Here is a 23,863-nt window from a genome sequence, read left to right on the forward strand (position 1 = left end):
CACCTGGCGTGGCTCGGTACGGCCCACGAGGCTCACAGCACCTTGCGGTGCACCAGCGCCGACAGCACCAGCGCGCCCGGCAGCAGCGGCAGCCACACCGTGATCACGCGGTAGGCGATGACGGTCGCCGTCGCCAGGCCCACCGGCGCGCCGAACGCCGCCATGGTGAACACCAGCGCCGCGTCCACCGGCCCGATCCCGCCCGGCGCGGGCACGGCGCCGACCGCCGTGCTGGAGATCAGCAGCGCGAAGACGACCTGTGCCCAGGACAGCTCCAGCCCGAGCGAGAAGCCGACGGTGGCGATCACGCTGCCCTGGAGCAGCGGGGTGGCGGCCGCGCCGCCCCAGAGAGCGAGGACGCGGCTGGGCCGGGTGTGCAGGATGCGCGCGTCGGTCAGCGCGGTGCGCAGGAAGCAGACGGCCGGGCGGCGCAGGGCGGGGACGACGGCCAGCAGGCAGCCGGCCACGACGAAGGCGACGCCCACGCCGCCGGCGACCAGGAGCAGGGTCCGGTCGTCCGGGACGAGTTCGCCGAGCCGGAGCATGCCGGGGAGGGCGACGAGGAAGACGATCAGCACCGCCGTCTTCGCCACCGGCCTGACCAGCGAGTACAGGGCGAGCGACGCGGTGCCCCGGGCCAGGGGTATGCCCTGGCTCTGCAGGAAGCGCAGGGTGACCGCGTGGGCGCCGATGCTCGCGGGGAGCACGTGGTTGGCGGCGCCCGCGGCGAACTGCGAGGCGACCAGCAGTCCCGGCGGCAGCCGTTCGGGGATGGCACCCTGCCGCACCACCGCGGCGGCCAGCCAGCCGAGGCAGGTGAAGAACAGCGCGGCGAGCAGCCAGCCGGGGTCGGCGGCGGCCAGCCGGGCGGCGCCGTCGCGCACGGAGCGCCAGTCGACGACGGCCCACCCGCCGATGAGCAGCAGCGGCAGCACCGTGAGACCGTGCCGGGTGAGGCGGGAGAGGCGTTCGACGGAGGGGGAGCGGACAGGGGCGGCGGTCGGGAGCGCGCTGGGGAGAGCGGCGGCCGGCGGAAGCAGGGACACGGCGTACGTCGTCCTTCCGCATCGCGCCCGGAACGAGCGGGGCGGACGGATGCAAGGCGAGACAGGTGGGGACGGCCGAAACGTGCCCGCCCGGTATGACGCTCGGGTGTCCTGCAGCCGAAGCGGCGCCAGCGCGCAGCACAAGAAAGCGGCCGTGGTGGTGTCAGACCGGCGCGTTCACGCCCTGCGGGAGTGACGGAGGCGTGCGCACCCGCACCGTGCGCCCCCTTAGGGGTCCTTGCACTATGCCCGCCCGGGTCGCGCGGCCTGGCACCGCACCTCGCCACGTTGCCGAACCGCCCAGGTAGCTCCGCTACCAGGGCGCTCCGGCGCCTTGCGATGCACGGCACCAGACCACGCGACCTGATCGGACGCTCATAGTGCAAGGACCCCTTAGTGCCGGCGCAGCAGATACGTGTCCATGATCCAGCCCTTGCGCTCCCGCGCCTCGGCCCGCAGCCGCTCGATGCGCGGCGCCGCCTCGGCGATCGGGCCGGAGGCGAGGATCTCGTCCGGCGTGCCTATGTAGGCACCCCAGTAGATGTCGATGTCCTGATCGGCGTACTGCCGGAACGTCTGGTGGGCGTCGAGCATCACCACCACGTCGTCCACCCCCTCGGGGAAGCCCTCGGCGAGCCGCCGGCCCGTGGTGATCTGCACCGGCCCGGCGACCCGGTTCAGTCCCGTGCGATGCCGGGCGACCAGGGCGGAGACACTGCTGATGCCCGGCACGACGTCGTACGTGAAGTCCACGGTGCCCCGCTGGAGCACCTCCTCCAGAATGCCGAGCGTGCTGTCGTACAGCGCGGGGTCGCCCCACACCAGGAACGCGCCGCTCTCGTCCTCGCCCAACTCCTCGGCGATCAGCCGCTCGTAGATGTCGGCACGGGCGCTGCGCCAGTCCCCGACCGCCGGTGAGTACGCCGCGCCGCCCGCGCCGCGGTCCCGCTCCGGATCGCGCGCCTCGACCAGGCGGTACGTCCCCTCCGGTAGGTGCGCGTCGAGCATGTCCTTGCGCAGCTGGGTGAGGTCGGACTTCACCTCTCCCTTGTCGAGCAGGAAGAACACGTCCGTGCTCCGCAACGCCCGGACCGCCTGGAGGGTCAGCTGCTCGGGGTCGCCCGCGCCAATACCGATGACATGAATCTTTCGCACACCCAGAGTGTGCCGCACCGCACTGACAGCGAGCCCACCGCCTCATCCGCGGCGGCTTGGAATCGACTCGGGCCCCCGATCCCGCCGCTCACCCGCCGCGCAGCCCAGGCGCTCGCGCTCCCGCGTCGACCACCGACCCGCCCTCCACGTCTCCCGCCAGCCCCCGCGCCCACTCCGTCAGCCCCTGCACGTCCAGGTCGTACGGGCGCTTCCGCCCCGTCCGTGCCGCCCACTCCTCGATCGCGGCCGCCCCGCGCCGCAGCAGCCGGGCGCCCCCCGTCGCGTTCCCGCGGGCCGCGTGCGTCAGCCCCACGGCCAGCTGGGCCAGGCCGCGCCAGAGGGTGCGTTCCTCGTCGGGGCCCGATTTCCAGGCGTCCTCGAAGACCTCGTGGGCGTGGAACGGCTTGCCCGCGTTCAGGAGGGCCTGGGCCTCGGCGACCGTCTCCTGCGGTGTCCGTACGACCCCCTCGGGCTGCCGGGGCACGCCCCGCGCGTCGTACGGCAGGGGGCGTCCCAGGCCGTCGCGCGGGCGGGCGCTGCGGGCGCGGCCCTCGCTGTCGCGGTCCCGTGGGCCGGGCTGACGTCCTTCCGGCATGCTGGTACTGGCCATACGGCGATTGTCCCGCTTCCGGTCCCGCTGCGGCGCGTCCGGGGGTGTGGGGTAGAGTATTGTCCGCGATCACGCGGTTCTCCGCGGTGAGGCGCATCGGGACGTGGCGCAGCTTGGTAGCGCACTTGACTGGGGGTCAAGGGGTCGCAGGTTCAAATCCTGTCGTCCCGACGGTTCGGCGAGGGGCCATCTGTTCGATGGCCCCTTTTCCGTTGGTCTGCGGGGCCGGATGGTACAAGCGGGGCATGACCAACGAGTTCACTCCGATCATCGCCGGTGTCGACACCCCGGACCGCCGCGGCCGTACCGGGCTCGACCAGGTGGGCCGGGATCTGACCGGCAACCCGCGCGTGAAGGTGCGGGACGTGAAACTGCTGTCCAGCCACTGGTACGTCGAGCGGACGACCACCTTCGACTTCCAGCACGCCGACGGCACCTGGAGCACCCAGGAGCGCGAGACGCACGACCGCGGCAACGGCGCCACGATGCTGCTGTACGACACCACACGCGAGACCGTGCTGCTCACCCGCCAGTTCCGCTTCCCCGTGTATGTCAACGGGCACCCCGACGGGATGCTGATCGAGACGCCCGGCGGGCTGCTCGACGACGATGACGAGCACCCGGAGGAGGCGATCCGGCGGGAGGTGACCGAGGAGACCGGGCACACCATCGACGCCGTCCAGCACCTCTTCGACGTCTACATGAGCCCGGGCTCGGTCACCGAACGCGTCAGCTTCTACGCCGCCGCCTACGGACCCTCGACCCGCACTCACGAGGGCGGCGGGCTCGGCGAGGAGGGGGAGGACATCGAGATCCTCGAACTGCCCTTCCGCAGGGCCCTGGAGATGATCCGCACCGGCGAGATCGCCGACGCGAAGACCATCATGCTGCTGCAATGGGCCGCACTCGAAGGGCCGTTCGCGCAGCGCTGGTCACCACTGCCTTGACTTGAAGCGCACTTCAGGCTGAAGACTCCCGTGCGTGCCCGGACAACCGGGCGCGCACGGGAGGGAACACCATGAAGTACCGCACCATCGGCACCGCCCCGGACACCCGTCGCGAGGTCAGCGTGCTGGCCCTCGGCGCCATGCTCTTCGGCTCGCGCACGGACGAGCGGACGTCCTTCGCCGTCCTCGACCGCTATGTCGAGGCCGGGGGCACCTTCATCGACACCTCGGACAACTACGCCTTCTGGGTCGACGGCAGCCAGGGAGGCCAGAGCGAGGAACTCCTCGGCCGCTGGCGGCGCAGCCGTGGTATCGGCGACGAGGTCGTCATCGCCACCAAGGTCGGCGCCCGCCCCCTCGCCCCCGGCACCGGCTTCACCGACAATCCGGAGGGCCTGTCGGCGAAGGTGATCCGCGAGTCCGCCGAGCGCAGCCGCGAGCGGCTCGGCGTGGAGAAGCTGGACCTGCTGTACGCCCACATCGACGACCCCACCGTCCCCCTCCAGGAGACCGTCGAGGGGTTCGCCGCCCTGGTCGCGGAGGGCACGGTCGGACTGCTCGGCGTCAGCAACCAGGCGATCTGGCGGGTGGAGCGCGCCCGCGCCCTGGCCGCCGCGGCCGGACTGCCCGGCTACGAGGTGCTCCAGTACCAGCACAGCCATCTGCGTCCCCGCTACGACGTCCCCAGCGACCTCTTCCCCGACGGCAGCCTCGGTCACGCGGGCGCCGAACTCCTCGGCTATCTGCGGGCCGATCCGGCGCTCACGCTGGTCGCCTACTCGCCGCTGCTGGGCGGGGCGTACGGACGCGCGGACAAGCCGCTGCCGGGCGACTACGACCACCCCGGTACGCAAGCACGGCTGGCCGTGCTGCGGGAGGTGGCGCGGGAGACCGGGGCCACCGTGGGCCAGGTGGTGCTGGCGTGGCAGACAGGCGGGGAGCTGCCGGTGATTCCGCTGGCCGGGGCCTCGTCGGTGGCGCAGCTGGAGGAGAATCTCGCCGCCGTGGAGCTGGAGTTGACGGCGGATCAGCGGGCCCGGCTGGACGCGGCGCACTGACGTCAGGGCCGTACCAGGAGCTGGAAGTCGAAGGCGTACCGGGACGCGCGGTAGACGTGCGTCCCGTACTCGACGGCCCGGCCGGTGTCGTCGTAGGCCGTGCGCTGCATGGTGAGGAGCGCGGCGCCCTCCTTCTCGCCGAGGCGGGCGGCCTCCTCGGCGGTGGCGCAGCGGGCGCCGATGGTCTGGCGGGCGCTGTGCAGGGTGATGCCGGTGGCGCGCAGCACGCGGTACAGGCCGGTGGCCTCCAGCCGGTCGGTGTCCAGGGGGAGCAGGCCCGCCGGCAGGTAGTTGCACAGGAACGCCACCGGGTGGCCGTGGGTGAAGCGGAGCCGTTCCAGGACGGTGACCTCGTCGCCCTCGGGCGTGCCGAGGGCGGCCGCGACGTCGGCGGCCGCGGGGACGGTCTCGTTGCGGAGCACCCGCGTGGAGGGCTGCTGCCCGGCCGCCTCCAGGTCGTCGTAGAGGCTGCTCAGCTCCAGCGGGCGCTTGACCTGTCTGTGCACGACCTGGGTGCCCACGCCGCGGCGGCGGACCAGCAGTCCCTTGTCGACCAGGGACTGGATGGCCTGGCGTACCGTGGGGCGGGACAGGCCGAGGCGGACGGACAGGTCGACCTCGTTGCCCAGCTGGTTGCCCGGCGTGAGGATCCCGTTCGCGATGGCCGCCTCCAACTGCTGGGCGAGCTGGTGGTAGAGCGGCACGGGGCTGGTGCGGTCGAGTGCGAAGCGCACGGCGGCGAGTCCGGAGGCGGTACTGGTCATGGCGTCCCTCCCGGCCCACACCGTAGCACTTTGTTCTTACATTAGGACCTGCTTGTGAAATGATGTCTTAACAAAGTATTGACAGCGGGCGCGCCAGGGGATTTGATCCCGTCCCAACGACAGCCTTTCCCCCCATCGCACAGTGAGGTGCAGGAAAGATGGACCGCTCTCGCAGAATCACTTCCGCCCTGGCCGTGGCAGCGGCGGCGGCTCTGGTCCTCGCCGGCTGCTCCAGCAGCTCAGGCGGGAAGAAGGCCGAGGAGGGAGCGGACGGTGCCTCGGCGGGCAAGGCCACCACGCCCCGGATGACGGTCGCGCTGGTCACCCACCAGGCGCCCGGCGACACCTTCTGGGACATCGTGCGCAAGGGCGCCGAGGCCGCCGCCGCCAAGGACAACATCAAGCTGGTCTACTCCGCCGACCCCAACGCCGGCAACCAGGCCAACCTGGTGCAGAACGCCATCGACCAGAAGGTCGACGGCATCGCCGTCACCCTCGCCAAGCCGGACGCCCTCAAGGACGTCCTCGGCAAGGCCGAGCAGGCGGGCATACCCGTCGTCGGCCTGAACTCCGGCCTGAGCGACTGGAAGCAGCTCGGCCTGCTGGAGTTCTTCGGGCAGGACGAGAACGTGGCCGGCGAGGCGCTCGGCAAGCGGCTCAACGAGGAGGGCGCGAAGAAAGCCGTCTGCGTGATCCAGGAGCAGGGCAACATCGGCCTCACCCAGCGCTGCGACGGGGTGAAGAAGACGTTCGAGGGCACCACGGAGACCCTGAACGTCAACGGCACCGACATGCCGTCCGTGAAGGCGACGATCACCGCCAAGCTGAAGCAGGACAGCGCCATCGACTACGTGGTCACCCTCGGCGCCCCCTTCGCGCTGACCGCCGTGCAGTCGGTGTCCGAGGCGGGCAGCAAGGCCAAGGTCGCCACCTTCGACCTCAACAAGGACCTGACCGGTGCCATCCAGCGCGGCGACATCCAGTTCGCCGTCGACCAGCAGCCCTACCTTCAGGGGTACCTGGCCGTCGACGGGCTGTGGCTCTACAAGAACAACGGCAACTACAGCGGCGGCGGTGAGCAGCCGGTGCTGACCGGTCCGGCGTTCGTCGACCGGTCCAACGTCGAGCGGATCGCCGAGTTCGCCGCGAAGGGGACCCGGTGATGAGCATGACCCAGCAGGCTGCGCCGACGGTGACCACACCGCCGGCGCCCGGCGCCAAGCAGACCGACGGACGCACCCGGGAGCGGTCCCTGGCGCTGAGGCTGCTCGCCCGGCCCGAGGTCGGCGTCTTCCTCGGCGCGGTCGCCGTGTTCGTCTTCTTCCTGATCGCCGCGCCCTCGCTCCGCCAGGGCAGTTCGATGGCCACGGTCCTCTACCAGGCGTCCACCATCGGGATCATGGCCCTGCCGGTGGCCCTGCTGATGATCGGCGGCGAGTTCGACCTGTCGGCCGGTGTCGCCGTGATCACCTCGGCGCTCACCGCCGCCATGCTCAGCTACCAGCTGACCCTGAACGTCTGGACGGGCGTGATCGTCGCGCTCGTGGTGTCGCTGGCCGTCGGCGCGTTCAACGGCTGGATGCTGGTGAAGACCGGGTTGCCGAGCTTCCTGGTCACCCTGGGCACCTTCCTGATCCTGCAGGGTGTGAACCTCGCGGTGACCAAGCTGGTCACCGGCAACGTCGCCACCGACGACATCAGCGCCATGGACGGGTTCGACCAGGCCAGGGCCCTGTTCGCCTCGTCCTTCGACGTCGGCGGCGTCCAGGTGAAGATCACCGTGGTGTGGTGGCTGGCCTTCGCGGCCCTGGCCACCTGGGTGCTGCTGCGCACCAAGTACGGCAACTGGATCTTCGCCGTCGGCGGCAACAAGCACAGCGCCCGCGCGGTCGGTGTCCCGGTCACCTTCACCAAGATCACCCTGTTCATGCTGGTCGGCTTCGGCGCCTGGTTCGTCGGCATGCACCAGCTGTTCTCCTTCAACACCGTGCAGTCCGGCGAGGGCGTCGGCCAGGAGCTGATCTACATCGCCGCGGCGGTCATCGGCGGCTGCCTCCTCACCGGCGGGTACGGCTCCGCCATCGGCCCCGTCTTCGGCGCCTTCATGTTCGGCATGGTCCAGCAGGGCATCGTCTACGCGGGCTGGAACCCCGACTGGTTCAAGGCCTTCCTCGGCGTGATGCTGCTCGGAGCCGTCCTCATCAATCTGTGGGTGCAGCGCACCGCGACCCGGAGGTGACCGCCATGACAACCACCCACGGAGCAGTGCTCCAGGACGCCGTCCCCCGGCCGGACGGGGCCCTCGTCGAACTGCGCAACGCCGGTAAGTCCTACGGCAACATCCGCGCCCTGCACGGCGTCGACCTCGCCGTCCACCCCGGCAAGGTCACCTGCGTGCTCGGCGACAACGGCGCCGGCAAGTCCACCCTCATCAAGATCATCTCGGGTCTGCACCAGCACACCGAGGGCGAGTTCCTCGTCGACGGCGAGCCGGTGCGCTTCGCCACCCCGCGCGAGGCCCTCGACAAGGGCATCGCCGCCGTCTACCAGGACCTGGCCACCGTGCCCCTGATGCCGGTGTGGCGCAACTTCTTCCTCGGCTCCGAGCTCACCAAGGGCCGCTGGCCGATCCGGCGCCTCGACATCCCCCGCATGAAGCAGACCGCGGACGAGGAACTGCGCGCCATGGGCATCGTCCTCGACGACCTGGAGCAGCCCATCGGCACCCTGTCCGGCGGCCAGCGCCAGTGCGTGGCGATCGCCCGCGCCGTGCACTTCGGCGCCCGCGTGCTCATCCTGGACGAGCCGACCGCCGCGCTGGGCGTGAAGCAGTCGGGTGTGGTGCTGAAGTACATCGCCGCCGCCCGCGACCGCGGCCTCGGCGTCATCTTCATCACCCACAACCCGCACCACGCGTACATGGTCGGCGACCACTTCAGCGTGCTGCGCCTGGGCACTCTGGAACTCTCCGCCGACCGCAGCGAGGTCAGCCTGGAAGAGCTGACCAACCACATGGCCGGCGGCGCCGAACTCGCCGCGCTCAAGCACGAGCTGGCGCAGGTGCGGGGTGTCGACGTGGAGGAACTCCCCGAGGAGGAGGGCCTCACGGCACCCTCGAAGGCGACGTCCGCTTCTCCCGCCTCTTCCGAAGGGACCTCCTGACATGGCCGACACCCCCGCCCTCGACCGCATCCGGGTCGGCTCGGCGCCCGACTCCTGGGGCGTCTGGTTCCCCGACGACCCCCAGCAGGTCCCCTGGGAACGCTTCCTCGACGAAGTCGCCGAGGCCGGATACTCCTGGATCGAGCTGGGCCCCTACGGCTATCTGCCGACCGACCCGGCCCGGCTCACCGACGAGGTGAACAAGCGGAACCTGAAGGTCTCGGCGGGCACGGTTTTCACCGGCCTGCACCGCGGCCCGTCCGTCTGGGAGTCCACCTGGGAGCACGTCAGCCAGGTCGCCGCCCTCACCCAGGCCATGGGCGCCAAGCACCTGGTGGTCATCCCGTCGTTCTGGCGCGACGACAAGACCGCCGAGATCCTGGAGCCGCCGGAGCTGACGGCCGGACAGTGGGCGTACCTGACCAAGGGCATGGAACGCCTCGGGCACGAGGTCAAGGAGCGTTACGGCCTCGACATCGTCGTGCACCCGCACGCCGACACCCACATCGACACCGAGGACCACGTCGAGCGCTTCCTCGACTCCACCGACTCCGAGCTGGTCAACCTCTGCCTGGACACCGGGCACTACGCCTACTGCGGCGGCGACAGCGTCAAGCTGATCGAGACGTACGGTGAGCGCATCGGCTATCTGCACCTCAAGCAGGTCGACCCGGAGATCCTCGCCGACGTGGTCGCGAACGAGGTGCCGTTCGGACCGGCCGTGCAGCGGGGCGTGATGTGCGAACCGCCGTCCGGTGTGCCGGAGCTGGGGCCCGTGCTCACGGCGGCCCAGGGGCTGGGCGTGGAGCTGTTCGCGATCGTCGAGCAGGACATGTACCCCTGCGAGCCGGACAAGCCGCTGCCGATCGCGGTCCGCACCCGCAAGTTCCTGCGGTCCTGCGGAGCCTGACGGCCCGGGAAGGGTGGGGCGGCGGTCACCGCTCGTCCGCGGGCTGCCTCCGCCCTCGTATCACCAGCACCGCGCCCAGGACGGCGAGGACGAAGCCCGTGGCGGCCGCGCCGATCGGTACCGTCCGGCCGACCGCGCGCAGCTGTGCGCTGTCCGCCTTCGCCTTGTCGACCGCGAACTTCTGCGTGGCCGGGGTGTGGCTGAGCTTCTTCACGTCCAGCAGCACCACGGCGTCCTTCTCGGCACCGGGGGCGCGCAGGGTCTGGCGGGGTCCCAGCTGGGCGTACAGGACACGGCCCGTGGCCTGGTCGACGACCAGCTTGATGCCGTGGTTGGAGTACCACTCCTCGGCGAACACCTGCGAGGCCCCGGGCCGTCCGACGAGGGCGCCCGGCACCTGGCGGGTGCCGACCTTCGTGGGCGGGACGGTGCCCGTGAAGACGTACCCCTGGTAGCCGCGGATCTTCTCGGTGCCCCGGTAGGAGAGGGTGACCGTCGAGCCGAGCTGGCTGTCCCACCAGCGGTACGGGCGTTTCTGCACGTCGAACGGGAACTTCAGGTAGGCCTCACCCTCGTGGTACGGCTGCTCCTGGCAGCAGTGCGCGGGCCGGTTGGTCCTGCGGTCGGTGACCCAGCGGGCGGTCGAGAAGTCCAGCGCGTCGTGCGGGTCGGCGGCGGGCAGCGACTTCTCCGTGTCGACCGTCGTGACGACGTCCCACACCGCGTGACCGCTGCGCTCGCTGTCGCCGACGTCGCCGCGCACCCGCTGGGTGACGGTGACGGTCCGGTCGTGGACCGTCTCGGTCTCCTCGACGTCGAAATAGCTGCCCGTGCCCTTGTAGACGGCGGTCACGTCGATGTCGACCGGGTTCACGGCCGCGCGCGGCTTCACGTACCACGCGAGCATCGGCGCGAGGACGAGCAGGAAGACACCCAGGCCCAGCAGGACCAGGGAGAGGGGCGAGGCGCTACGGCGCATCCGGCACTCCAGGGCTTGGCTGCTCCGGGACCGTAGGCCCTGGCGACACACCGCGTCTACGCACCTGCGTGACAAACCAGTTGCGGGCACCGCTCATCGGCACACGACAATGGCGCACACCCCGCGCCGACCCCGGAGGCCCCGTGATCTTCCGCACCCTGGCCGAGCCCGACCTCCCCCGCGTCCTCGCGCTGCTGCCCGCCCGCCAGGTCGGCGTCTGGACCCCTGCGGACGCCTACCGGGAGGGGCTCGCGAAGGGTGAGTACCGGCCGGAGTGGACGTGGGTCGCGGAAGAGGCCGGTGAGCTGCACGCCGTGGCGCTGTGGTGGGGCAATGCCGGTGACGTGCGGCCCGGCGCGCTCGACACCCTGAACGCCGTCGCGTCCGCCGGGCGGACGGACCTCGCCGCCGGTCTCCTCGCCGCGGCCCACACCGCCTTCGAGGGCACGCCCCCGGACTTCCACCTACTGCTGCCCGCCGACTGGCGGGAGCGGCCGGACGCCGTCGCCGAACTCGGCTGGCGGCAGGAGGCGGCCCGGCGCACCGGGCTCACCACGGCGGTCGAACGGCTGCGCTACGAGTGGACGCGTGACAGCGGCGTCCCCGAGCCGCCCCGCCGGTTGCGCTTCCGGCGCGAGCCCGACGACGAGGTCTTCGTCGGCCTGTTCCGCCGGGTGCTCGACGGCACGCTCGACGCCGCGTCGCGTGCGCAGGCCGCGGCAGGGGGAACGGAGGCGCAGGCCCGGGCCGACGTCGCGTTCTACCGGGACTCGATGCGGGGCGAGCGCTCCTGGTGGCGGGTGGCCGAGGACACCGAGGGGCGTACGGTCGGCTTCGCGCTGCCCTCCCGGAACACCGGCTCGCACGTCGTCGGCTACCTCGGCGTCCTGCCCGAGCAGCGGGGCCACGGGTACGTCGACGACCTGCTCGCCGAGATCACCCGCATCCTCGCTCAGGAGGCGGGCGCGGAGGTCGTCCGGGCGGACACGGACCTGACGAACCGGCCGATGGCCGCCGCTTTCGACCGCCTCGGGTACCGGAACTTCGCCCGGCGGCTGGTGCTGTCGGCGCCGTGAGGTGCTGGGGCCGGGTAGTCCGGATGCCGTCATCCGGGTGCCTTCGGCGGGCGCGGGCGCGTGCCGTGTGCGAGATTGCCGACTGAGGGAGGCCGGGCGCGAGTCGCTGTCCCCACATGTGCTGCTCGGGTACGCGCCCCGGCCTTCCCCCCGTGCCGTCCCGCGCCCCACGGGTTCGACTCGATGGCCCTGCACCGGACCAGCTGCCCGGCGCCCGAGGTGCACCAGCTCTACGACGGCCGCGCCGGCGGGCGTGGCGCAGCAGCCCGCGTCCCACCACTGGGTCAGGCGGCGCGGACCTCCTCGATGCGAACGGGCCGGTGCTCCTGCAGCGACAGCGTGCACGCCTCCGCGATCCAGCCCGCCTCCAGCGCGTCCGCGACCGTGCACGGCGAGGGGCGGCTGCCCGCGACGACCTCGGTGAACGCGGTGAGTTCGGCGCGGTAGGCCGCGGTGAAGCGGTCCATGAAGAAGTCGTGCGGGGTGCCCGCAGGGAAGCTCACCCCGGGCTCCACCGACCGCAGTGGAAGCTTGTCCTCCAGGCCGACGGCGATCGAGTCCGCAAAGCCGTGCAGCTCCATCCGTACGTCGTAACCCCGGCCGTTGTGACGGCTGTTGGAGATCACCGCGATCGTGCCGTCGTCGAGGGTGAGGATCGCTCCGGTGGTGTCGGCGTCCCCCGCCTCCGCGATGTACTCCGCTCCCCGGTTGCCGCCGACGGCGTACACCTCGGTCACCTCGCGGCCCGTCACCCAGCGGATGATGTCGAAGTCGTGCACGGAACAGTCGCGGAAGATGCCGCCGGAGGCGGCGATGTACGCGGCCGGGGGCGGCGCCGGGTCCAGGGTGGTCGACCGTACGGTGTGCAGCGTGCCCAGCTCTCCGGCGAGCACGGCGTCCCGAGCGGCGACGAACCCGGCGTCGAAGCGCCGGTTGTAGCCGATCTGCACCGGCACGTCCCGGCCCTCGACGGCCTTCAGCACCGCGACGCTCTCGGCGATGGTGCGGGCGACGGGCTTCTCGCAGAACACGGGCACGCCCGCGTTCACGGAGGCGAGGATGAGGTCGGGGTGGGCGTCGGTCGCGGCGGCGATCACCACGCCGTCGATCCCGGCGGCCAGCACGGCCTCGGGCGAGTCGGCGACCTCGGCCCCGAACCGCTCGGCGGCGGCCTTGGCCGCGTCCGCGAACGGGTCGGAGACGACGAGCGACTCGACCGCGTCGAGTCCACAGAGGGTTTCGGCGTGGAAGGCGCCGATGCGGCCGAGGCCGAGGATTCCGATACGCATGAGGGGGGTCGCTCCTTGAGTGCGGATCTTGCGAGGGGGGTGTGGGGGAAGGCTCCGGTGCGAGGGGGGTGGGGGAAGGCTCTAGTCGAGTCCGCCGAGCACGTTCTGATCCCAGTCGATCACCGAACCGGTGACCACTCCGGACCGGTCCGAGAGCAGCAGGACCACGAAGTCCGCGATCTCGTCCGGTTGGCCCAGCCGGCCCATCGGCAGCCGCGCGGCGGCCTGTTCGCGCCAGTCGTCCTCGGCGCCGTGGAAGGCGCGCTGCGTGGCGTCCTCGCCCTCCGTCGCGGTCCAGCCGATGTTGAGGCCGTTGATCCGGATCCGGTCCCAGCGGTGGGCATGCGCGGCGTTCCGGGTCAGCCCGGCGAGTCCGGCCTTGGCGGCGACGTACGGGGCGAGGAACGGCTGGCCGCCGTGCGCCGAGGACGTGATGATGTTGACGATCGTGCCGGGCGCCCCGCGCGCCCGCATGTCGGCGACGGCGGCCTGCATCGCGAAGAACGGTCCCTTGAGGTTGATCGCGATGTGCTGGTCGAACAGCTCGGGCGTGGTGTCCAGCAGCGTGCCCCGGGAGGTCAGGCCCGCGGAGTTGACCAGGCAGTCGATCCGGCCGTACTCGGCGACGGTCCGCGCCACCGCGTCCTTCGCCTGCCCGGCGTCCGCGAGGTCGGCCCGGAGGAACACGGCCTTGCCGCCGGCGGAGGTCAGCTCCGCCACCAGTGCCTCACCGGGCTCGGCGCGCCGCCCGGTGACGGCCACGACCGCCCCTTCGCGCACCGCGGCCCGCGCCACGGCCGCGCCGACGCCCTGGCTGCCGCCGTTGACCAGGACGACCTTGTCGTCGAGAAGTCCCATGCCGTGCCGTTCCTCTCAGCTCTCGCGCCGCTCGGCGCCGACCCGCAGCGCCGCGCGGAGCGCCTCGGGAGTCCAGTCCTCGCGCAGCGCCCGCCGGACGACATCCGCCTGGGACGGCGGGGCCAGACCGTCGACCGGCGGGTCACTGTCGAGGTTGGTGGGGAAGGGGTAGCCCTCGGCGCTCGCGGCGATGACGTGGTGCAGGCGGCGCTCGTCCCAGCCCTCGGCCCGGCGTTTCAGCAGCACCGGGAAGACGGCGTTCGCGACGGCCTCCCGGTCCACCGTCTCCATCGCGCGCCCGAACGCCGAGGACACCTGGAGCAGGTTGGCCATGCGCCGCACCTCCCGCGAGCGGTTGGTCCCGGCGGCGTGGAACACCGCGGGATTGAAGTAGACGGCGTCGCCCTTGGCGAGCGGGAGCTGGACGTAATGGTCCTCGAAGTAGGCCCGGAAGTCCGGGCGCCGCCAGGCCAGATAGCCGGGCTCGTACGTCTGCGAGTACGGCAGGTACATCGTCGGCCCGGTCTCCACCGGCATGTCGCAGTGCGCGACGGCGCCCTGGAGGGTGAGCACGGGGGAGAGACGATGCACATGCGCCGGGTAGGCCGCCGCGGCCTCGTTCGACAGGAACCCCAGGTGGTAGTCGCGGTGCGCGGTCTGTGCGGCGCCGCCCGGGTTGACCACGTTGACCTGCGCGGTGACCTGGTAGCCCGGGCCGAGCCAGGCCTGCGACACCAGGGCGAGGACATCGTCGGCGTAGTAGTCGGCGAACGCCTCCGGGTCGTACAGGGCCGCCTTCTCCAGCGCGTTCCACACCCGGTCGTTGGCGCCCGGCTTCGCGAAGTGGTCACCCGCGGCGGCGCCCGAGGCGCGCTGCTCGGCGATCAGCGCCTCGAACACGGCCGTGACGGCGTCCACGACCGCCGGGTCCGGGAAGGCGCCCCGGAACACCACGACCCCGGGGCCGTCGGAGAGCGCCCGGACCAGCTCGGCCTGGATCTCCCGCAGGTCCGGGGCCGTGCGCAGCCGCTCGCTGTCGTAGACGAGGACGTTCCGCTCGACGGACGAGGCGTGCGGGTAGTCGGCGGCGTCGGTCGTCCGCTCGACGTGGGTCCGGAAGGCGTCGAGGTCGCAGTCCCGCTCGGACAGCCGGGCACCGCGGTGTGCGGAGGTGAAGGACATCGGCGTCCTCTCGGTGACGGGATGGCGCAGCGCTGTCATTTCGGTGACGGGGTGGCGCAGCGCTGCCATTCTTGTCAGTACAAACCCCTCGAACAACCAGCAGCAACCCATCAAAAATCCCTCAAGGAGCCGTCCGTGGGCCATCCCTTCCCCATCCGGGAGATCGCACGTCAGGCCGGTCTGAGCGAGGCCACCGTAGACCGGGTCCTCAACGGGCGGGGCGGCGTGCGCGAGAGCACCGCGCAGGAGGTGCGCCGCGCCATCGCCGACCTGGACCGGCAGCGCACCCAGGTCCGGCTGGTCGGCCGTACCTTCATGATCGACATAGTGATGCAGGCGCCGGAGCGGTTCTCCACCGCCGTACGCGCCGCCCTGGAGGCGGAGCTGCCGTCGCTGCATCCGGCCGTCGTGCGCTCACGGTTCCACTTCCGGGAGACCGGGCCGGTCGAGGAGCAGGTGCGGACCCTGGACCGGATCGCCCGGCGCGGCTCGCAGGGCGTGGTCCTCAAGGCCCCGGACGTCCCCGAGGTCACCGCCGCCGTGGCCCGGCTGGTCGCGGCGGGCATCCCGGTCGTCACCCTGGTCACCGACCTGCCCGCGAGCGCCCGCCTGGCCTACGTCGGCATCGACAACCGGGCGGCGGGCGCGACCGCCGCGTACCTCATGGGCCAGTGGCTCGGCGACCGGCCCGGCAATGTCCTCACCAGCCTCAGCAGCGGCTTCTTCCGCAACGAGGAGGAGCGCGAGATGGGCTTCCGCGGCGCGATGCGCGCCCGGCACCCGCAGCGCGCCCTCGTCGAGATCGCCGAGGGCCAGGGCCTGGACGCCACGCAGTACGACCTCGTCCGCGCCGCCCTGGAACGCGACCCGGACATCCGCGCGGTCTACTCGATCGGCGGCGGCAACATCGCCACCCTGCGCGCCTTCGAGGATCTCGGCCGTGACTGCGCGGTGTTCGTCGCGCACGACCTCGACCACGACAACACCCGCCTGCTGCGCGAGCACCGCCTGTCCGCCGTACTCCACCACGACCTGCGCCAGGACATGCGCGAGGCCTGCCACCTGGTGATGCGCGCGCACGGCGCGCTGCCGCCCGCCGGGCCCACGCTTCCGTCGGCGATCCAGGTGGTGACGCCCTACAACATGCCGCCGCAGACGGCGGCCGTGTGACACTCGCGCATCGCGCGCCGCGCCGACCGGCCGTCACGCGTGTGCGTCGACGGGGACCCAGCCGCCGCTGTCCGCGGACCGCGCCATCGCGTCCAGTACGACGGCACTGTGCACGGCGTCCGGCAGCGTGGCCCCGTGCGGGGTGCCCTCGGCGACGGAGCGCAGGAAGCGGTACGCCTCGATGACCTTCAGGTCGTCGTAGCCCATGGCGTTGGCGGCGCCCGGCTGGAAGGCGGCGAACTCGCCGTGCCCCGGGCCGACGTACACCGTGCTCACGGGCTGGTCCTGGTAGGCCTCGCCCCGGCTGATCCCCAGCTCGTTCATGCGCCGGAAGTCCCAGAACACCGCGCCCTTGGTGCCGTGCACCTCGAAGCCGTAGTTGTTCTGCTCGCCGACCGAGACCCGGCAGGCCTCCAGGACGCCCCGGGCACCCGAGGCGAAGCGCAGCAGACAGCTCACGTAGTCCTCGTTCTCGACCGGGCCGAGTTCGCCGCCGACGGCACGGGAGTGGCCGGCGGTGGCACCGGTGGGGCGGGCCCGCTCCGGGACGAAGATCGCCGTGTCGGCGGTGAGCGACGCGATGTCGCCGAGCAGGAAACGGGCCAGGTCGGCGCCGTGCGAGGCCAGATCGCCGAGCACTCCGCTGCCGCCGCGCTGCCGCTCGTACCGCCAGGTCAGGGCGCCCTCGGGATGCGCCGCGTAGTCGCTGAACAGCCGGAACCGGGCATGCGTGACGGCGCCGAGCTCACCGGAGGCGATCAGCTCGCGGGCGGTCTCGACGGCGGGCGCGTTGCGGTAGTTGAAGCCGACCGCGCCCTGCACGCCGGCCGTGGCCACCGCGTCGGCGACCGCGCGGGCGTCCCCGGCCGTGAGGCCGACCGGCTTCTCGATCCAGATGTGCTTGCCCGCCTCGGCCATGGCCACGCCGATCTCGCGGTGCAGGAAGTTCGGCGCGGTGATGCTGACCGCCCGCACGCGCGGATCGGCGGCCACCGCGCGCCAGTCGCGGGTCGCCGCGGCGAACCCGAACTGTTCTGCGGCCTGCTCGGCCCGGCCCGGCACCTCCTCGGCGACGGTCACCAGCTCCGGACGCAGGGGCAGCTGCGGGTAGTGGTGCGGGAGGCGGGCGTAGGCCTGGGTGTGGACCCGGCCCATCCAGCCGAATCCGACGACGGCGACGCCGAGCGTGTCCACCATGAGAGCCCCTCTTTGGACCGTTCCAGAACTGTTCCAGGCCACCCTGAGTGCGCCCCCTGCCGGGTGTCAACCCTTCCACCTGCCCTCGACCACACTTCGACCACCCTTTGACAAGCCGAGGCACCTCATGGAACGGTCCATGCCATGAGACCGCCGACGATCCGTGACGTGGCCGAGCACGCCGGTGTCTCCAAGTCGCTGGTCTCGCTGGTCCTGCGCGGCTCCGACCAGGTGCGGCCCGAGAAGCGGCAGGCCGTTCTGCGGGCCGTGCGCGAGCTCGGCTACCGGCCGAACGCCGCCGCGCGCAGCCTCAGCGAGCAGCGCACCCGCACGGTCGGCGTCCTCCTGCACGACCTGCGCAATCCCTGGTACGTCGACCTGCTCGACGGTCTCAACTCCCTGCTGCACGCGGGCGGTCTGCACATGCTGCTCGCCGACGCCCGCCTCAACCGCCGTACCGGCCAGGACCCCACCGGCCCCTTCCAGGACCTGGGTGTCGACGGCCTGGTCGTGGTCGGCACGCTGCCCGATCCCGCGGCACTCGGCGCGGTCGCCGAGCGGATACCCGTGGTGCTGGCGGGCGCCCGCGAACCCGTACCGCCCGGCGTGGACGTGGTCGCGGGCGACGACGAGAAGGGCGCGCGGCTCGTCACGGAGCACCTCATCGGCCTCGGCCACCGCCGCATCGCCCACATCGCGGGCTACGGCGCCGTCGGCGACCTGCGGCGGCGCGGCTTCGAGGCGACGATGCGCGAGCACGGCCTGGCCGACCTGGCCGTGGTGGAGCCCGGCGACATGACGGAGGAGGGCGGCTACCGCACCACCGTCCGGCTGCTCAGCCGCCCCGACCGGCCCACCGCCGTCTTCGCGGTCAACGACATCGCCTGCGTCGGCGCGCTGTCGGCGGCCGGGGAGCTGGGGCTGCGCGTTCCGCGCGACCTGTCGGTGGCCGGTTACGACAACACCAGCATCTCCCGGCTGCGGCACCTGTGGCTCACCACCGTCGACAACGCCGGCCACGAGGTCGGCCGCCGCGCCGCCCGCTGCCTGCTCGACCGGCTGGAGACGGCCGGGGGAGAGGGGCGGCTCCAACTCGCGGTGCCGACGCTGGAGATCCGCGGCACGACGGGCGCCGTCACTGACTGACCGCGCAGGCCTTGCGCAGCGTCGCGTGCACCGTCCACGTCGTGCGGTCACCCTCGCGCAGCACCGCCATGTCGCCGGGGCCGACGTGCAGCGTGAGCCCGCCCGCCACCTCGATCGTCGCCGACCCGCTGATCACGAGACGATGCGGTATCGCGCTCGCGGGCGGACACCTCGTCGCGGGCGCCGGGAGGGCCGCGGAGAGCTCTCGACGCCCGTCCGAGCACCGGAGAGCAGGCCGAACAGCTCGCGCTGACGCAGCTGAGGCAGGCGATCCTGCGCGGCGAGATGGCACCGGCACAGCGGCTGGTGGAGAACGAACTCGCCGAGCAGTTCGGTGTGACCCGGGCGAGCATCCGGGCGGCGCTGATCGATCTGGACGCACAGGGAGTGGTCGAGCGGATCCGCAACCGCGGCTCGCGGGTGCGGGTGGTGACCGTGGACGAAGCGGTCGCCACCACGGAGTGCCGCATGGTCCTGGAAGGGCTGTGCGCGGCGAAGGCGGCCGTCGCGGCCGACGATCGGCGGCCCGGCCGGCGACCAGCAACAGCGCCCAGACCATGATCTACGCGACGGTGTCGATCCTTTCCGCCCCGGAGAACCGGGCCACGGCGGTCGGCTGGACGTCCGGCATGGGCCGCTTCGGCGCGGTGTTCGGGCCCTGGCCGGGCGGCCAGTTGCTCGCCGCGGACCAGGGCGACTGGGGTTTCACGGCCGTCGCGCTCGCCGGTGTCTCGTCGATGGTCTTCATCGGTGTGGCGGCGCTGCGCGGCGGACGGAAGTCGTCGGGCACCGGGGCCCAGCAGGAGCTGGTCACGGCTCACTGAGGGATCTCCGACGACCGGGGAGGTGGTGGGGCGCCCCACCACCTCGACCGGTGCTCAGGTGCGCGCCAGCTCCGCCGCCCCGAACGACACGTCGAACCGGTCGCACCAGATGCTCACGCTGGTGAAAGCGGCCGGATCGACACCCGCCGGGATCGCGTAGTTCTGGTCACCCTTGTTGCCCTTGAGCCGCCCCAGGCTCTCGTACGCCCCGTCGTCGAACACATGCCACCCCGCCCGGCCCTCCTTCACCGGCGCGTCCGTCAGCCACACCCGCAGGTCCGGGCCGTTGCTGGTGTTGAGGTCCGTCAGCCGCAGCACATGGGAGCCGTCGGGGAGCCGCAGCAGGCTCACCGTGCCGGACGTGGCGTGCTCATGGCTGATCAGTTCCCCTTGGGCGACCGTCACCGGCTCCGCGGGAGTGGGCGTCGCGGAACCGCTGTCCGCGGCAGGCACATCGGGAGCGCCGGACGCGACCGGCGGCGCCGCGGGCACCGCCTCCTGCACGGTCTCGTCCACCCACAACTTCCACGGCTGGAACCAGTACAGCCCCACCGCGACGACCGCCAGCGCGACCACCGCACTCACCGGCACCCAGAACCTGCGCCCCATACCCGACTCCTTCCGTTCGTGATCGAGGCAATTCAAGTCACACCCACCGGCGGACCGCGACCCTCAAGCGGATGACGGAACTCTTACGGCCGCCCCGGGGCTGGTGGCCCTGCTGCTGCCGCTCAGTCAGGCGAGCGCCTGGGGCTGGGGCTCGGCGCGGGTCGTCGGGCTGTTCGCCGCCGCCGTCGCCCTGTTCGCGCCGTGGCTGTTCGCGGAGGCCCGCTCCCGCACCCCGCTCACCGACCTGCGCGTGATGCGCCTGCCTGCTGTGCCGACCAACCAACACCGCCGCGCTGCTGTGCGAAGACACTGCTCACCAGCGGTGCCGCGCTCGGCGCGCCGGCTGTGGCTTCCTCACCCTGTGGCGCGACCGGCCGTGGCAGGTGGCCGTGGTCGCCGGTGTGTTCGGCTTCGGCATCGGACTCGCCTTCGCGCGGCTTCGCGCTGCCGGCGGTGCTGTGCCCGGCCTCGGGGACCGCGCCGGAGCCCCGCCGTACCCGCTGCGCAAGGCTGACGCCGCGACGGGCGCCACGTTCGCCCGGTCCGTGCCCTTCGAGGGCTGTCGCGACCATGGGGTAGGGTTTACCTGCACGTTCACGCGGTCGCCGCGAGTACGTGCATCGGGACGTGGCGCAGCTTGGTAGCGCACTTGACTGGGGGTCAAGGGGTCGCAGGTTCAAATCCTGTCGTCCCGACGCTGTGGACCAGCGGGTCTGCCGATCACGGCAGGCCCGCTGGTCGCGTTCGGGCCCGTTCGATCCGGTCCTCCGACAGCCGGCGGGTGCTCGCCCGTCAGCGTCCCGTGGCGTGGTCGGAGCCCGTCACCCTCCCCCGAAGGCGACGGGCCCCGACCGCTCCCCCGGTGCCGGAGTGTGGTCCAGGCGTCCGTGCGGTCACCAGCACATGACCGCTGTCTCGCCCGGACCCCACGAGGAGTACAGGCGCACACGGACGAAATAGCGGCGGCCCTTGACGAGCCGGGCCCGGATGGTGGCGTTGCCCGGGGTGCCTCCGTCGTCCTGTCCGGTCAGGTAGCGGGGTTCGCCGTCCCGCTCCTCGAAGACCACGACGACGGTGTCGCTGTCGCCGAAGGTGCCCACCGTGTACGTGCGGGTCTGAGGCGGCTCGACGGTGAAGTCGGCCTGCTCGCCCGGCCCGAGACGCAGCGGCGCCGAGCGGAACGGCACCAGCGTGGGCGGCCGCACCGGCTCGGCCGACGGGTACCAGCGCAGTACGAACTCCTTGTCCAGGGCGGAGAGCGTGCCGGGCGGGTTCAGTCCCGCGCGGAACTGCTCGGGCTCCAGGATCAGCCCCGACGGGAACGGGTACTCCATGATCGACTGCGGGTCCCACACCGAGCCGTTGACCTCGTCCGGGTCGAGCTTGCGCAGGACGTTGAAGAAGGTCCGGTCGCGGTTCCAGAAGTTCGGCGGGCCCGCCAACTCGTCGTAGACGGCCTCGTCGTCCCAGTGGATACCGGCGAACGGGCTCTGGTGCTCGTGCAGCATCCCGAGCGCGTGCCCGATCTCGTGCAGGGCCGTGCCACGCTCCCCGGGCTCGGTCAGATCCCAGCCGAAGTTCATCGTGCGTTCGTTCAGGCCGACCCGGAGCGCGTCCCTGCCCACCATCGACCACGAGCCGTCGCCCAACTGGAAGCCGATCCGCAGCTCGGCCTCCGTCCGGTCGTCGACCTCGGTGAAGGTGAGGCCGATGCCCAGGCCCTGCCACTCCTCGAAGCACTCGCGGACGACGTCCTGCTGCTCCTTGGCGCCACCCCACGACACCCGCCGGGTCTCCCCGGTCCCCGGGACCGGGATGACGGAGCCGTCGGCGTCGCCGTCGAAGAAGTAGTAGTGGAGCACGGTGCCGTTGACCCACATCCGGCGGCCGCCGACGAGCGCACTGAGCCGCTCGGCGGTCAGCCCCGGGGCGAAGACGGGGGCCGACGCCTGCGCGAGGGAGCAGTAGCGTCCGGGCATGCGCACAGACTGCCGTCGGCCGCCCCCGGGGCGCCTGAGTCGGGGGCTACTCAAGTCGCCCTGTATCAAGACTGAGTAGGAGCGCTCTTGCTCACGTGATGACTTACGAACAGGAAGCGAAGACCCTGGAGCTGCCCTGGCCGTTCACCGGGCGGGAGGACGAACTCGACCTGGTGCGCCGCTCGCTCACCGCCGGCCGGCCCGGCATCGTGGTGACCGGGCCCGCCGGGTGCGGCAAGACCCGCCTGGTCACCGAGGCCGTCCGCGGCACCGACTGCGCCAGGGCCGCCGGAACACCCGAGACCCGGGAGATCCCCTTCGCCGCGTTCGCCCACCTGCTGCCCGAGCGGGTCACCCTGCACCGGGCGGTGCAACTGCTGTCCGGTGTACGGCTGTTGCTGGTCGACGACGCGCACGTGCTCGACGACGCCTCGGCCGCCCTGGTGCACCAGCTCGCCGTGCACGGCCGCACCCGCCTGCTGGTCGTCGCCACCGACGGCACACCCGTGCCCGGGGCGATCTCCCGGCTGTGGACCGGCGAACTGCTGCCCCGGCTCGCCCTGGAACCCCTGCCCGCCGAGGAGACGGCACCGCTGCTCACCGCGGGCGCGGGCGGCCCGCTGGAGCCGCTCACCGCCAACCGGCTGCACCGCCTGTGCCGGGGCGACCTGCGGCTGCTGCGCGACCTGCTCGGCGCGCTGCGCGACAGCGGGCTGCTCACCCGCGTCGAGGGCACCGACGAGCGGGCGTGGCGCGGACCGGCGCCGGTCACCGCGACGGTCCGCGACCGCATCGCCCCCGCCCTCGAGCGCATCGCCCCCGAGGAGCGCGAGACCCTCGACCGCCTCGCCTTCGCCGAGCCCCTCCCGCTGCTCATGGACACCCTCGACCTCGGCATCCTCGAACGGCTCGAACAGGACGCCCTGATCCACATCGACGACCAGGGCACCGTCCACCTCGCCCACCCCCTGCTCGGCCCCGCCCTGCGAGCCACGGCCGGAACGCTGCGCGCGCGGCGCCTGGCGGGCACGCCGGACCGGTGCGATGCCGCCCTGGCCGCCGAACAGGCGGCACTGCTGCGGCGCATCGAGGAGGCCGACGTACGACCGCTGCCCACGCCCGTGGGGGAGTGGCTCGCGGCCGAGGGCGCCCCGGTGCCGGCCGGGTACGCCGCCGTGCGGGCGCGGTTCGCGCGGTTGCGCGGAGAGCTGCGGGAGGCCGGGGCGTGGGCGCGGGAGGGTCTGCGCGACACGGCCGACGACCCGTCCTGCCGTGCCGAACTCGCCCTCTCCGCGGCCCAGTCGGGCGATGTGACCGCCGCCGGGGACGCGGAGGTGAGCGGTGCCGTGGCCGTCTGGGCGGCGGCCGCGCGCGGCGACCTCGACAAAGCGCTCGCGGCGGTCGACGCGGACCGTGCCTACGACGCCGTACGCCTCGGTGCGCCGGAGCACGCCACCGGGCGCCTGCGGGGCGTGTTCGCCGAGCACGCCGACGCGCTCGCCCGTGGCGACGGGCCCGCCCTGGACCGGGCGGCCGAACGGCTTCAGGAGCGCGGGTTCCTGCTGTTCGCCGCCGAGGCGCACGCCCAGGCGGTACGGGCACACCGCGACCCGCGCGCGGCGCGAACGTCACGCACGCGCGCGGCGGCCCTGGCCCGACGCTGCCAGTCCCCCCGTACCCCGGCTCTCTCCGGCCTCGCCCTCGGCGAACTCACCGCCCGCCAGCGCCAGATCGTCACCCTCGCCGCGGCCGGTCTGAGCAACCGCCAGATCGCCGAACAGCTCACCCTCTCCGTCCGCACGGTCGGCAACCACCTCTACAGCGCCTACGCCCGCCTCGGCGCCGGCGACCGGACCGCCCTGCCCTGGCTGGTGGAACAGCCGGCGTGAACGCCGGGCCGTC

23 protein-coding genes, 2 tRNA genes and 2 pseudogenes are annotated in these 23,863 nt (G+C 72.4%); 14 read left to right on the plus strand and 13 right to left on the minus strand.

The window, feature by feature from the left end; translation table 11 throughout:
• Positions 1-32: 32 nt before the first annotated feature.
• The 3 genes from KWI83_RS01820 to KWI83_RS01830 form a co-directional block, all read right to left on the minus strand.
• Positions 33-1,046, minus strand: a complete 1,014-nt coding sequence (locus tag KWI83_RS01820; protein ID WP_218512431.1) for a lysylphosphatidylglycerol synthase domain-containing protein — start codon at positions 1,044-1,046, stop codon at positions 33-35.
• A gap of 393 nt (positions 1,047-1,439) precedes the next feature.
• Positions 1,440-2,201 carry a precorrin-6A synthase (deacetylating) gene (gene cobF, locus KWI83_RS01825; RefSeq protein ID WP_218512432.1) on the minus strand — a complete coding sequence of 254 codons (762 nt, stop codon included), beginning with the start codon at positions 2,199-2,201 and terminating at the stop codon, positions 1,440-1,442.
• A gap of 88 nt (positions 2,202-2,289) precedes the next feature.
• On the minus strand, positions 2,290-2,811 hold the full coding sequence (locus tag KWI83_RS01830; RefSeq protein WP_218512433.1) for a DUF309 domain-containing protein: 522 nt from the start codon (positions 2,809-2,811) through the stop codon (positions 2,290-2,292).
• 97 nt (positions 2,812-2,908) lie between these two features.
• Here KWI83_RS01830 and KWI83_RS01835 point away from each other — a divergent pair.
• The 3 genes from KWI83_RS01835 to KWI83_RS01845 all read left to right on the plus strand — a co-directional run bounded on the left by KWI83_RS01835 (position 2,909) and on the right by KWI83_RS01845 (position 4,816).
• A tRNA-Pro gene (locus KWI83_RS01835) sits at positions 2,909-2,982 on the plus strand.
• 74 nt (positions 2,983-3,056) lie between these two features.
• A complete protein-coding gene (locus tag KWI83_RS01840; RefSeq protein ID WP_218512434.1) occupies positions 3,057-3,758 on the plus strand; it encodes an NUDIX domain-containing protein in 702 nt (233 codons plus the stop codon).
• Between the two features lie 71 nt (positions 3,759-3,829).
• Positions 3,830-4,816, plus strand: coding sequence for an aldo/keto reductase (locus KWI83_RS01845; RefSeq protein ID WP_218512435.1), 987 nt, complete (start codon positions 3,830-3,832; stop codon positions 4,814-4,816).
• Between the two features lie 2 nt (positions 4,817-4,818).
• Here KWI83_RS01845 and KWI83_RS01850 read toward each other — a convergent pair whose 3' ends face one another.
• A complete protein-coding gene (locus KWI83_RS01850; protein ID WP_218512436.1) occupies positions 4,819-5,580 on the minus strand; it encodes a GntR family transcriptional regulator in 762 nt (253 codons plus the stop codon).
• 158 nt (positions 5,581-5,738) lie between these two features.
• Between KWI83_RS01850 and KWI83_RS01855 the strand changes: the two genes are divergently transcribed.
• From KWI83_RS01855 to KWI83_RS01870, 4 genes are read left to right on the plus strand one after another with little or no spacing between them, the layout of a single operon-like run.
• Positions 5,739-6,743, plus strand: coding sequence for a sugar ABC transporter substrate-binding protein (locus KWI83_RS01855; protein WP_218512437.1), 1,005 nt, complete (start codon positions 5,739-5,741; stop codon positions 6,741-6,743).
• A complete protein-coding gene (locus tag KWI83_RS01860; protein WP_218512438.1) occupies positions 6,743-7,819 on the plus strand; it encodes an ABC transporter permease in 1,077 nt (358 codons plus the stop codon). The genes KWI83_RS01855 and KWI83_RS01860 overlap by 1 nt, the downstream gene beginning before the upstream one ends.
• Before the next feature lie 5 nt (positions 7,820-7,824).
• Positions 7,825-8,742, plus strand: a complete 918-nt coding sequence (locus KWI83_RS01865; protein ID WP_218512439.1) for an ATP-binding cassette domain-containing protein — start codon at positions 7,825-7,827, stop codon at positions 8,740-8,742.
• 1 nt (position 8,743) lies between these two features.
• Complete coding sequence (locus KWI83_RS01870; RefSeq protein ID WP_218512440.1) at positions 8,744-9,652, plus strand: sugar phosphate isomerase/epimerase; 909 nt, start codon at positions 8,744-8,746, stop codon at positions 9,650-9,652.
• Positions 9,653-9,677: 25 nt separating this feature from the next.
• Here the strand turns inward: KWI83_RS01870 and KWI83_RS01875 are convergent, their stop codons facing one another.
• Positions 9,678-10,631, minus strand: a complete 954-nt coding sequence (locus KWI83_RS01875; protein ID WP_218512441.1) for a DUF3068 domain-containing protein — start codon at positions 10,629-10,631, stop codon at positions 9,678-9,680.
• A 143-nt stretch (positions 10,632-10,774) separates the two neighbouring features.
• On the opposite strand from KWI83_RS01875, the gene KWI83_RS01880 reads away from it, so the two are divergent.
• Positions 10,775-11,707, plus strand: coding sequence for a GNAT family N-acetyltransferase (locus KWI83_RS01880; RefSeq protein WP_218512442.1), 933 nt, complete (start codon positions 10,775-10,777; stop codon positions 11,705-11,707).
• A gap of 284 nt (positions 11,708-11,991) precedes the next feature.
• Here the strand turns inward: KWI83_RS01880 and KWI83_RS01885 are convergent, their stop codons facing one another.
• The 3 genes from KWI83_RS01885 to KWI83_RS01895 form a co-directional block, all read right to left on the minus strand.
• Complete coding sequence (locus KWI83_RS01885) at positions 11,992-12,996, minus strand: Gfo/Idh/MocA family oxidoreductase (protein ID WP_218512443.1); 1,005 nt, start codon at positions 12,994-12,996, stop codon at positions 11,992-11,994.
• A gap of 81 nt (positions 12,997-13,077) precedes the next feature.
• Positions 13,078-13,854, minus strand: a complete 777-nt coding sequence (locus KWI83_RS01890) for an SDR family oxidoreductase (RefSeq protein WP_218512444.1) — start codon at positions 13,852-13,854, stop codon at positions 13,078-13,080.
• Between the two features lie 15 nt (positions 13,855-13,869).
• A complete protein-coding gene (locus tag KWI83_RS01895) occupies positions 13,870-15,036 on the minus strand; it encodes a phytanoyl-CoA dioxygenase family protein (RefSeq protein WP_218512718.1) in 1,167 nt (388 codons plus the stop codon).
• A 135-nt stretch (positions 15,037-15,171) separates the two neighbouring features.
• Between KWI83_RS01895 and KWI83_RS01900 the strand changes: the two genes are divergently transcribed.
• Complete coding sequence (locus tag KWI83_RS01900; RefSeq protein WP_218512445.1) at positions 15,172-16,206, plus strand: LacI family DNA-binding transcriptional regulator; 1,035 nt, start codon at positions 15,172-15,174, stop codon at positions 16,204-16,206.
• 33 nt (positions 16,207-16,239) lie between these two features.
• Here KWI83_RS01900 and KWI83_RS01905 read toward each other — a convergent pair whose 3' ends face one another.
• A complete protein-coding gene (locus KWI83_RS01905) occupies positions 16,240-17,403 on the minus strand; it encodes a Gfo/Idh/MocA family protein (protein ID WP_218512446.1) in 1,164 nt (387 codons plus the stop codon).
• A 144-nt stretch (positions 17,404-17,547) separates the two neighbouring features.
• On the opposite strand from KWI83_RS01905, the gene KWI83_RS01910 reads away from it, so the two are divergent.
• Positions 17,548-18,549: a LacI family DNA-binding transcriptional regulator gene (locus tag KWI83_RS01910; protein ID WP_218512447.1), complete on the plus strand. Its 1,002-nt coding sequence runs from the start codon at positions 17,548-17,550 to the stop codon at positions 18,547-18,549.
• Here the strand turns inward: KWI83_RS01910 and KWI83_RS01915 are convergent.
• A pseudogene (locus KWI83_RS01915) lies at positions 18,539-18,688 on the minus strand (cupin domain-containing protein); the annotation flags it as partial. The gene KWI83_RS01910 and the pseudogene KWI83_RS01915 overlap by 11 nt on opposite strands.
• A gap of 110 nt (positions 18,689-18,798) precedes the next feature.
• Here KWI83_RS01915 and KWI83_RS01920 point away from each other — a divergent pair.
• Together KWI83_RS01920 and KWI83_RS01925 are read left to right on the plus strand one after the other, a co-directional pair.
• Positions 18,799-19,068: pseudogene (locus tag KWI83_RS01920) on the plus strand (GntR family transcriptional regulator); the annotation flags it as partial.
• A 38-nt stretch (positions 19,069-19,106) separates the two neighbouring features.
• Positions 19,107-19,373 (plus strand): hypothetical protein, encoded by a 267-nt coding sequence (locus KWI83_RS01925; RefSeq protein WP_374106260.1) that lies wholly within the window; start codon positions 19,107-19,109, stop codon positions 19,371-19,373.
• Between the two features lie 54 nt (positions 19,374-19,427).
• Here KWI83_RS01925 and KWI83_RS01930 read toward each other — a convergent pair whose 3' ends face one another.
• Both KWI83_RS01930 and KWI83_RS40180 read right to left on the minus strand, forming a co-directional pair.
• Positions 19,428-19,982: a DM13 domain-containing protein gene (locus KWI83_RS01930; RefSeq protein ID WP_218512448.1), complete on the minus strand. Its 555-nt coding sequence runs from the start codon at positions 19,980-19,982 to the stop codon at positions 19,428-19,430.
• Between the two features lie 236 nt (positions 19,983-20,218).
• The gene (locus tag KWI83_RS40180; RefSeq protein WP_218512449.1) at positions 20,219-20,554 is read right to left on the minus strand and encodes a hypothetical protein; all 336 of its coding nucleotides are present in this window, start codon (positions 20,552-20,554) and stop codon (positions 20,219-20,221) included.
• 49 nt (positions 20,555-20,603) lie between these two features.
• On the opposite strand from KWI83_RS40180, the gene KWI83_RS01940 reads away from it, so the two are divergent.
• Positions 20,604-20,677, plus strand: a tRNA-Pro gene (locus KWI83_RS01940).
• 198 nt (positions 20,678-20,875) lie between these two features.
• Here the strand turns inward: KWI83_RS01940 and KWI83_RS01945 are convergent.
• Positions 20,876-21,961 carry a M12 family metallopeptidase gene (locus KWI83_RS01945; protein WP_218512450.1) on the minus strand — a complete coding sequence of 362 codons (1,086 nt, stop codon included), beginning with the start codon at positions 21,959-21,961 and terminating at the stop codon, positions 20,876-20,878.
• Positions 21,962-22,059: 98 nt separating this feature from the next.
• On the opposite strand from KWI83_RS01945, the gene KWI83_RS01950 reads away from it, so the two are divergent.
• Positions 22,060-23,850 (plus strand): LuxR C-terminal-related transcriptional regulator, encoded by a 1,791-nt coding sequence (locus KWI83_RS01950; protein ID WP_218512451.1) that lies wholly within the window; start codon positions 22,060-22,062, stop codon positions 23,848-23,850.
• Positions 23,851-23,863: the final 13 nt, after the last annotated feature.

This window comes from Streptomyces sp. TRM70350 (genome assembly GCF_019219825.1).
Classification (GTDB): Bacteria; Actinomycetota; Actinomycetes; order Streptomycetales; family Streptomycetaceae; genus Streptomyces.

Excerpts from the sequence above, each read along its gene's own strand:
- KWI83_RS01840 (WP_218512434.1), top strand. The coding sequence starts at position 3,057 with ATGACCAACGAGTTCACTCCGATCATCGCCGGTGTCGACACCCCGGAC.
- KWI83_RS01855 (WP_218512437.1), top strand. The coding sequence starts at position 5,739 with ATGGACCGCTCTCGCAGAATCACTTCCGCCCTGGCCGTGGCAGCGGCG.
- KWI83_RS40180 (WP_218512449.1), bottom strand. The coding sequence starts at position 20,554 with ATGGTCGCGACAGCCCTCGAAGGGCACGGACCGGGCGAACGTGGCGCC.
- KWI83_RS01865 (WP_218512439.1), top strand. The coding sequence starts at position 7,825 with ATGACAACCACCCACGGAGCAGTGCTCCAGGACGCCGTCCCCCGGCCG.
- KWI83_RS01910 (WP_218512447.1), top strand. The coding sequence starts at position 17,548 with ATGAGACCGCCGACGATCCGTGACGTGGCCGAGCACGCCGGTGTCTCC.
- KWI83_RS01885 (WP_218512443.1), bottom strand. The coding sequence starts at position 12,996 with ATGCGTATCGGAATCCTCGGCCTCGGCCGCATCGGCGCCTTCCACGCC.
- KWI83_RS01905 (WP_218512446.1), bottom strand. The coding sequence starts at position 17,403 with ATGGTGGACACGCTCGGCGTCGCCGTCGTCGGATTCGGCTGGATGGGC.
- KWI83_RS01950 (WP_218512451.1), top strand. The coding sequence starts at position 22,060 with ATGACTTACGAACAGGAAGCGAAGACCCTGGAGCTGCCCTGGCCGTTC.
- KWI83_RS01945 (WP_218512450.1), bottom strand. The coding sequence starts at position 21,961 with ATGCCCGGACGCTACTGCTCCCTCGCGCAGGCGTCGGCCCCCGTCTTC.
- KWI83_RS01895 (WP_218512718.1), bottom strand. The coding sequence starts at position 15,036 with ATGTCCTTCACCTCCGCACACCGCGGTGCCCGGCTGTCCGAGCGGGAC.
- KWI83_RS01930 (WP_218512448.1), bottom strand. The coding sequence starts at position 19,982 with ATGGGGCGCAGGTTCTGGGTGCCGGTGAGTGCGGTGGTCGCGCTGGCG.
- KWI83_RS01860 (WP_218512438.1), top strand. The coding sequence starts at position 6,743 with ATGAGCATGACCCAGCAGGCTGCGCCGACGGTGACCACACCGCCGGCG.
- KWI83_RS01850 (WP_218512436.1), bottom strand. The coding sequence starts at position 5,580 with ATGACCAGTACCGCCTCCGGACTCGCCGCCGTGCGCTTCGCACTCGAC.
- KWI83_RS01925 (WP_374106260.1), top strand. The coding sequence starts at position 19,107 with ATGATCTACGCGACGGTGTCGATCCTTTCCGCCCCGGAGAACCGGGCC.
- KWI83_RS01875 (WP_218512441.1), bottom strand. The coding sequence starts at position 10,631 with ATGCGCCGTAGCGCCTCGCCCCTCTCCCTGGTCCTGCTGGGCCTGGGT.
- KWI83_RS01845 (WP_218512435.1), top strand. The coding sequence starts at position 3,830 with ATGAAGTACCGCACCATCGGCACCGCCCCGGACACCCGTCGCGAGGTC.
- KWI83_RS01890 (WP_218512444.1), bottom strand. The coding sequence starts at position 13,854 with ATGGGACTTCTCGACGACAAGGTCGTCCTGGTCAACGGCGGCAGCCAG.
- KWI83_RS01830 (WP_218512433.1), bottom strand. The coding sequence starts at position 2,811 with ATGGCCAGTACCAGCATGCCGGAAGGACGTCAGCCCGGCCCACGGGAC.
- KWI83_RS01870 (WP_218512440.1), top strand. The coding sequence starts at position 8,744 with ATGGCCGACACCCCCGCCCTCGACCGCATCCGGGTCGGCTCGGCGCCC.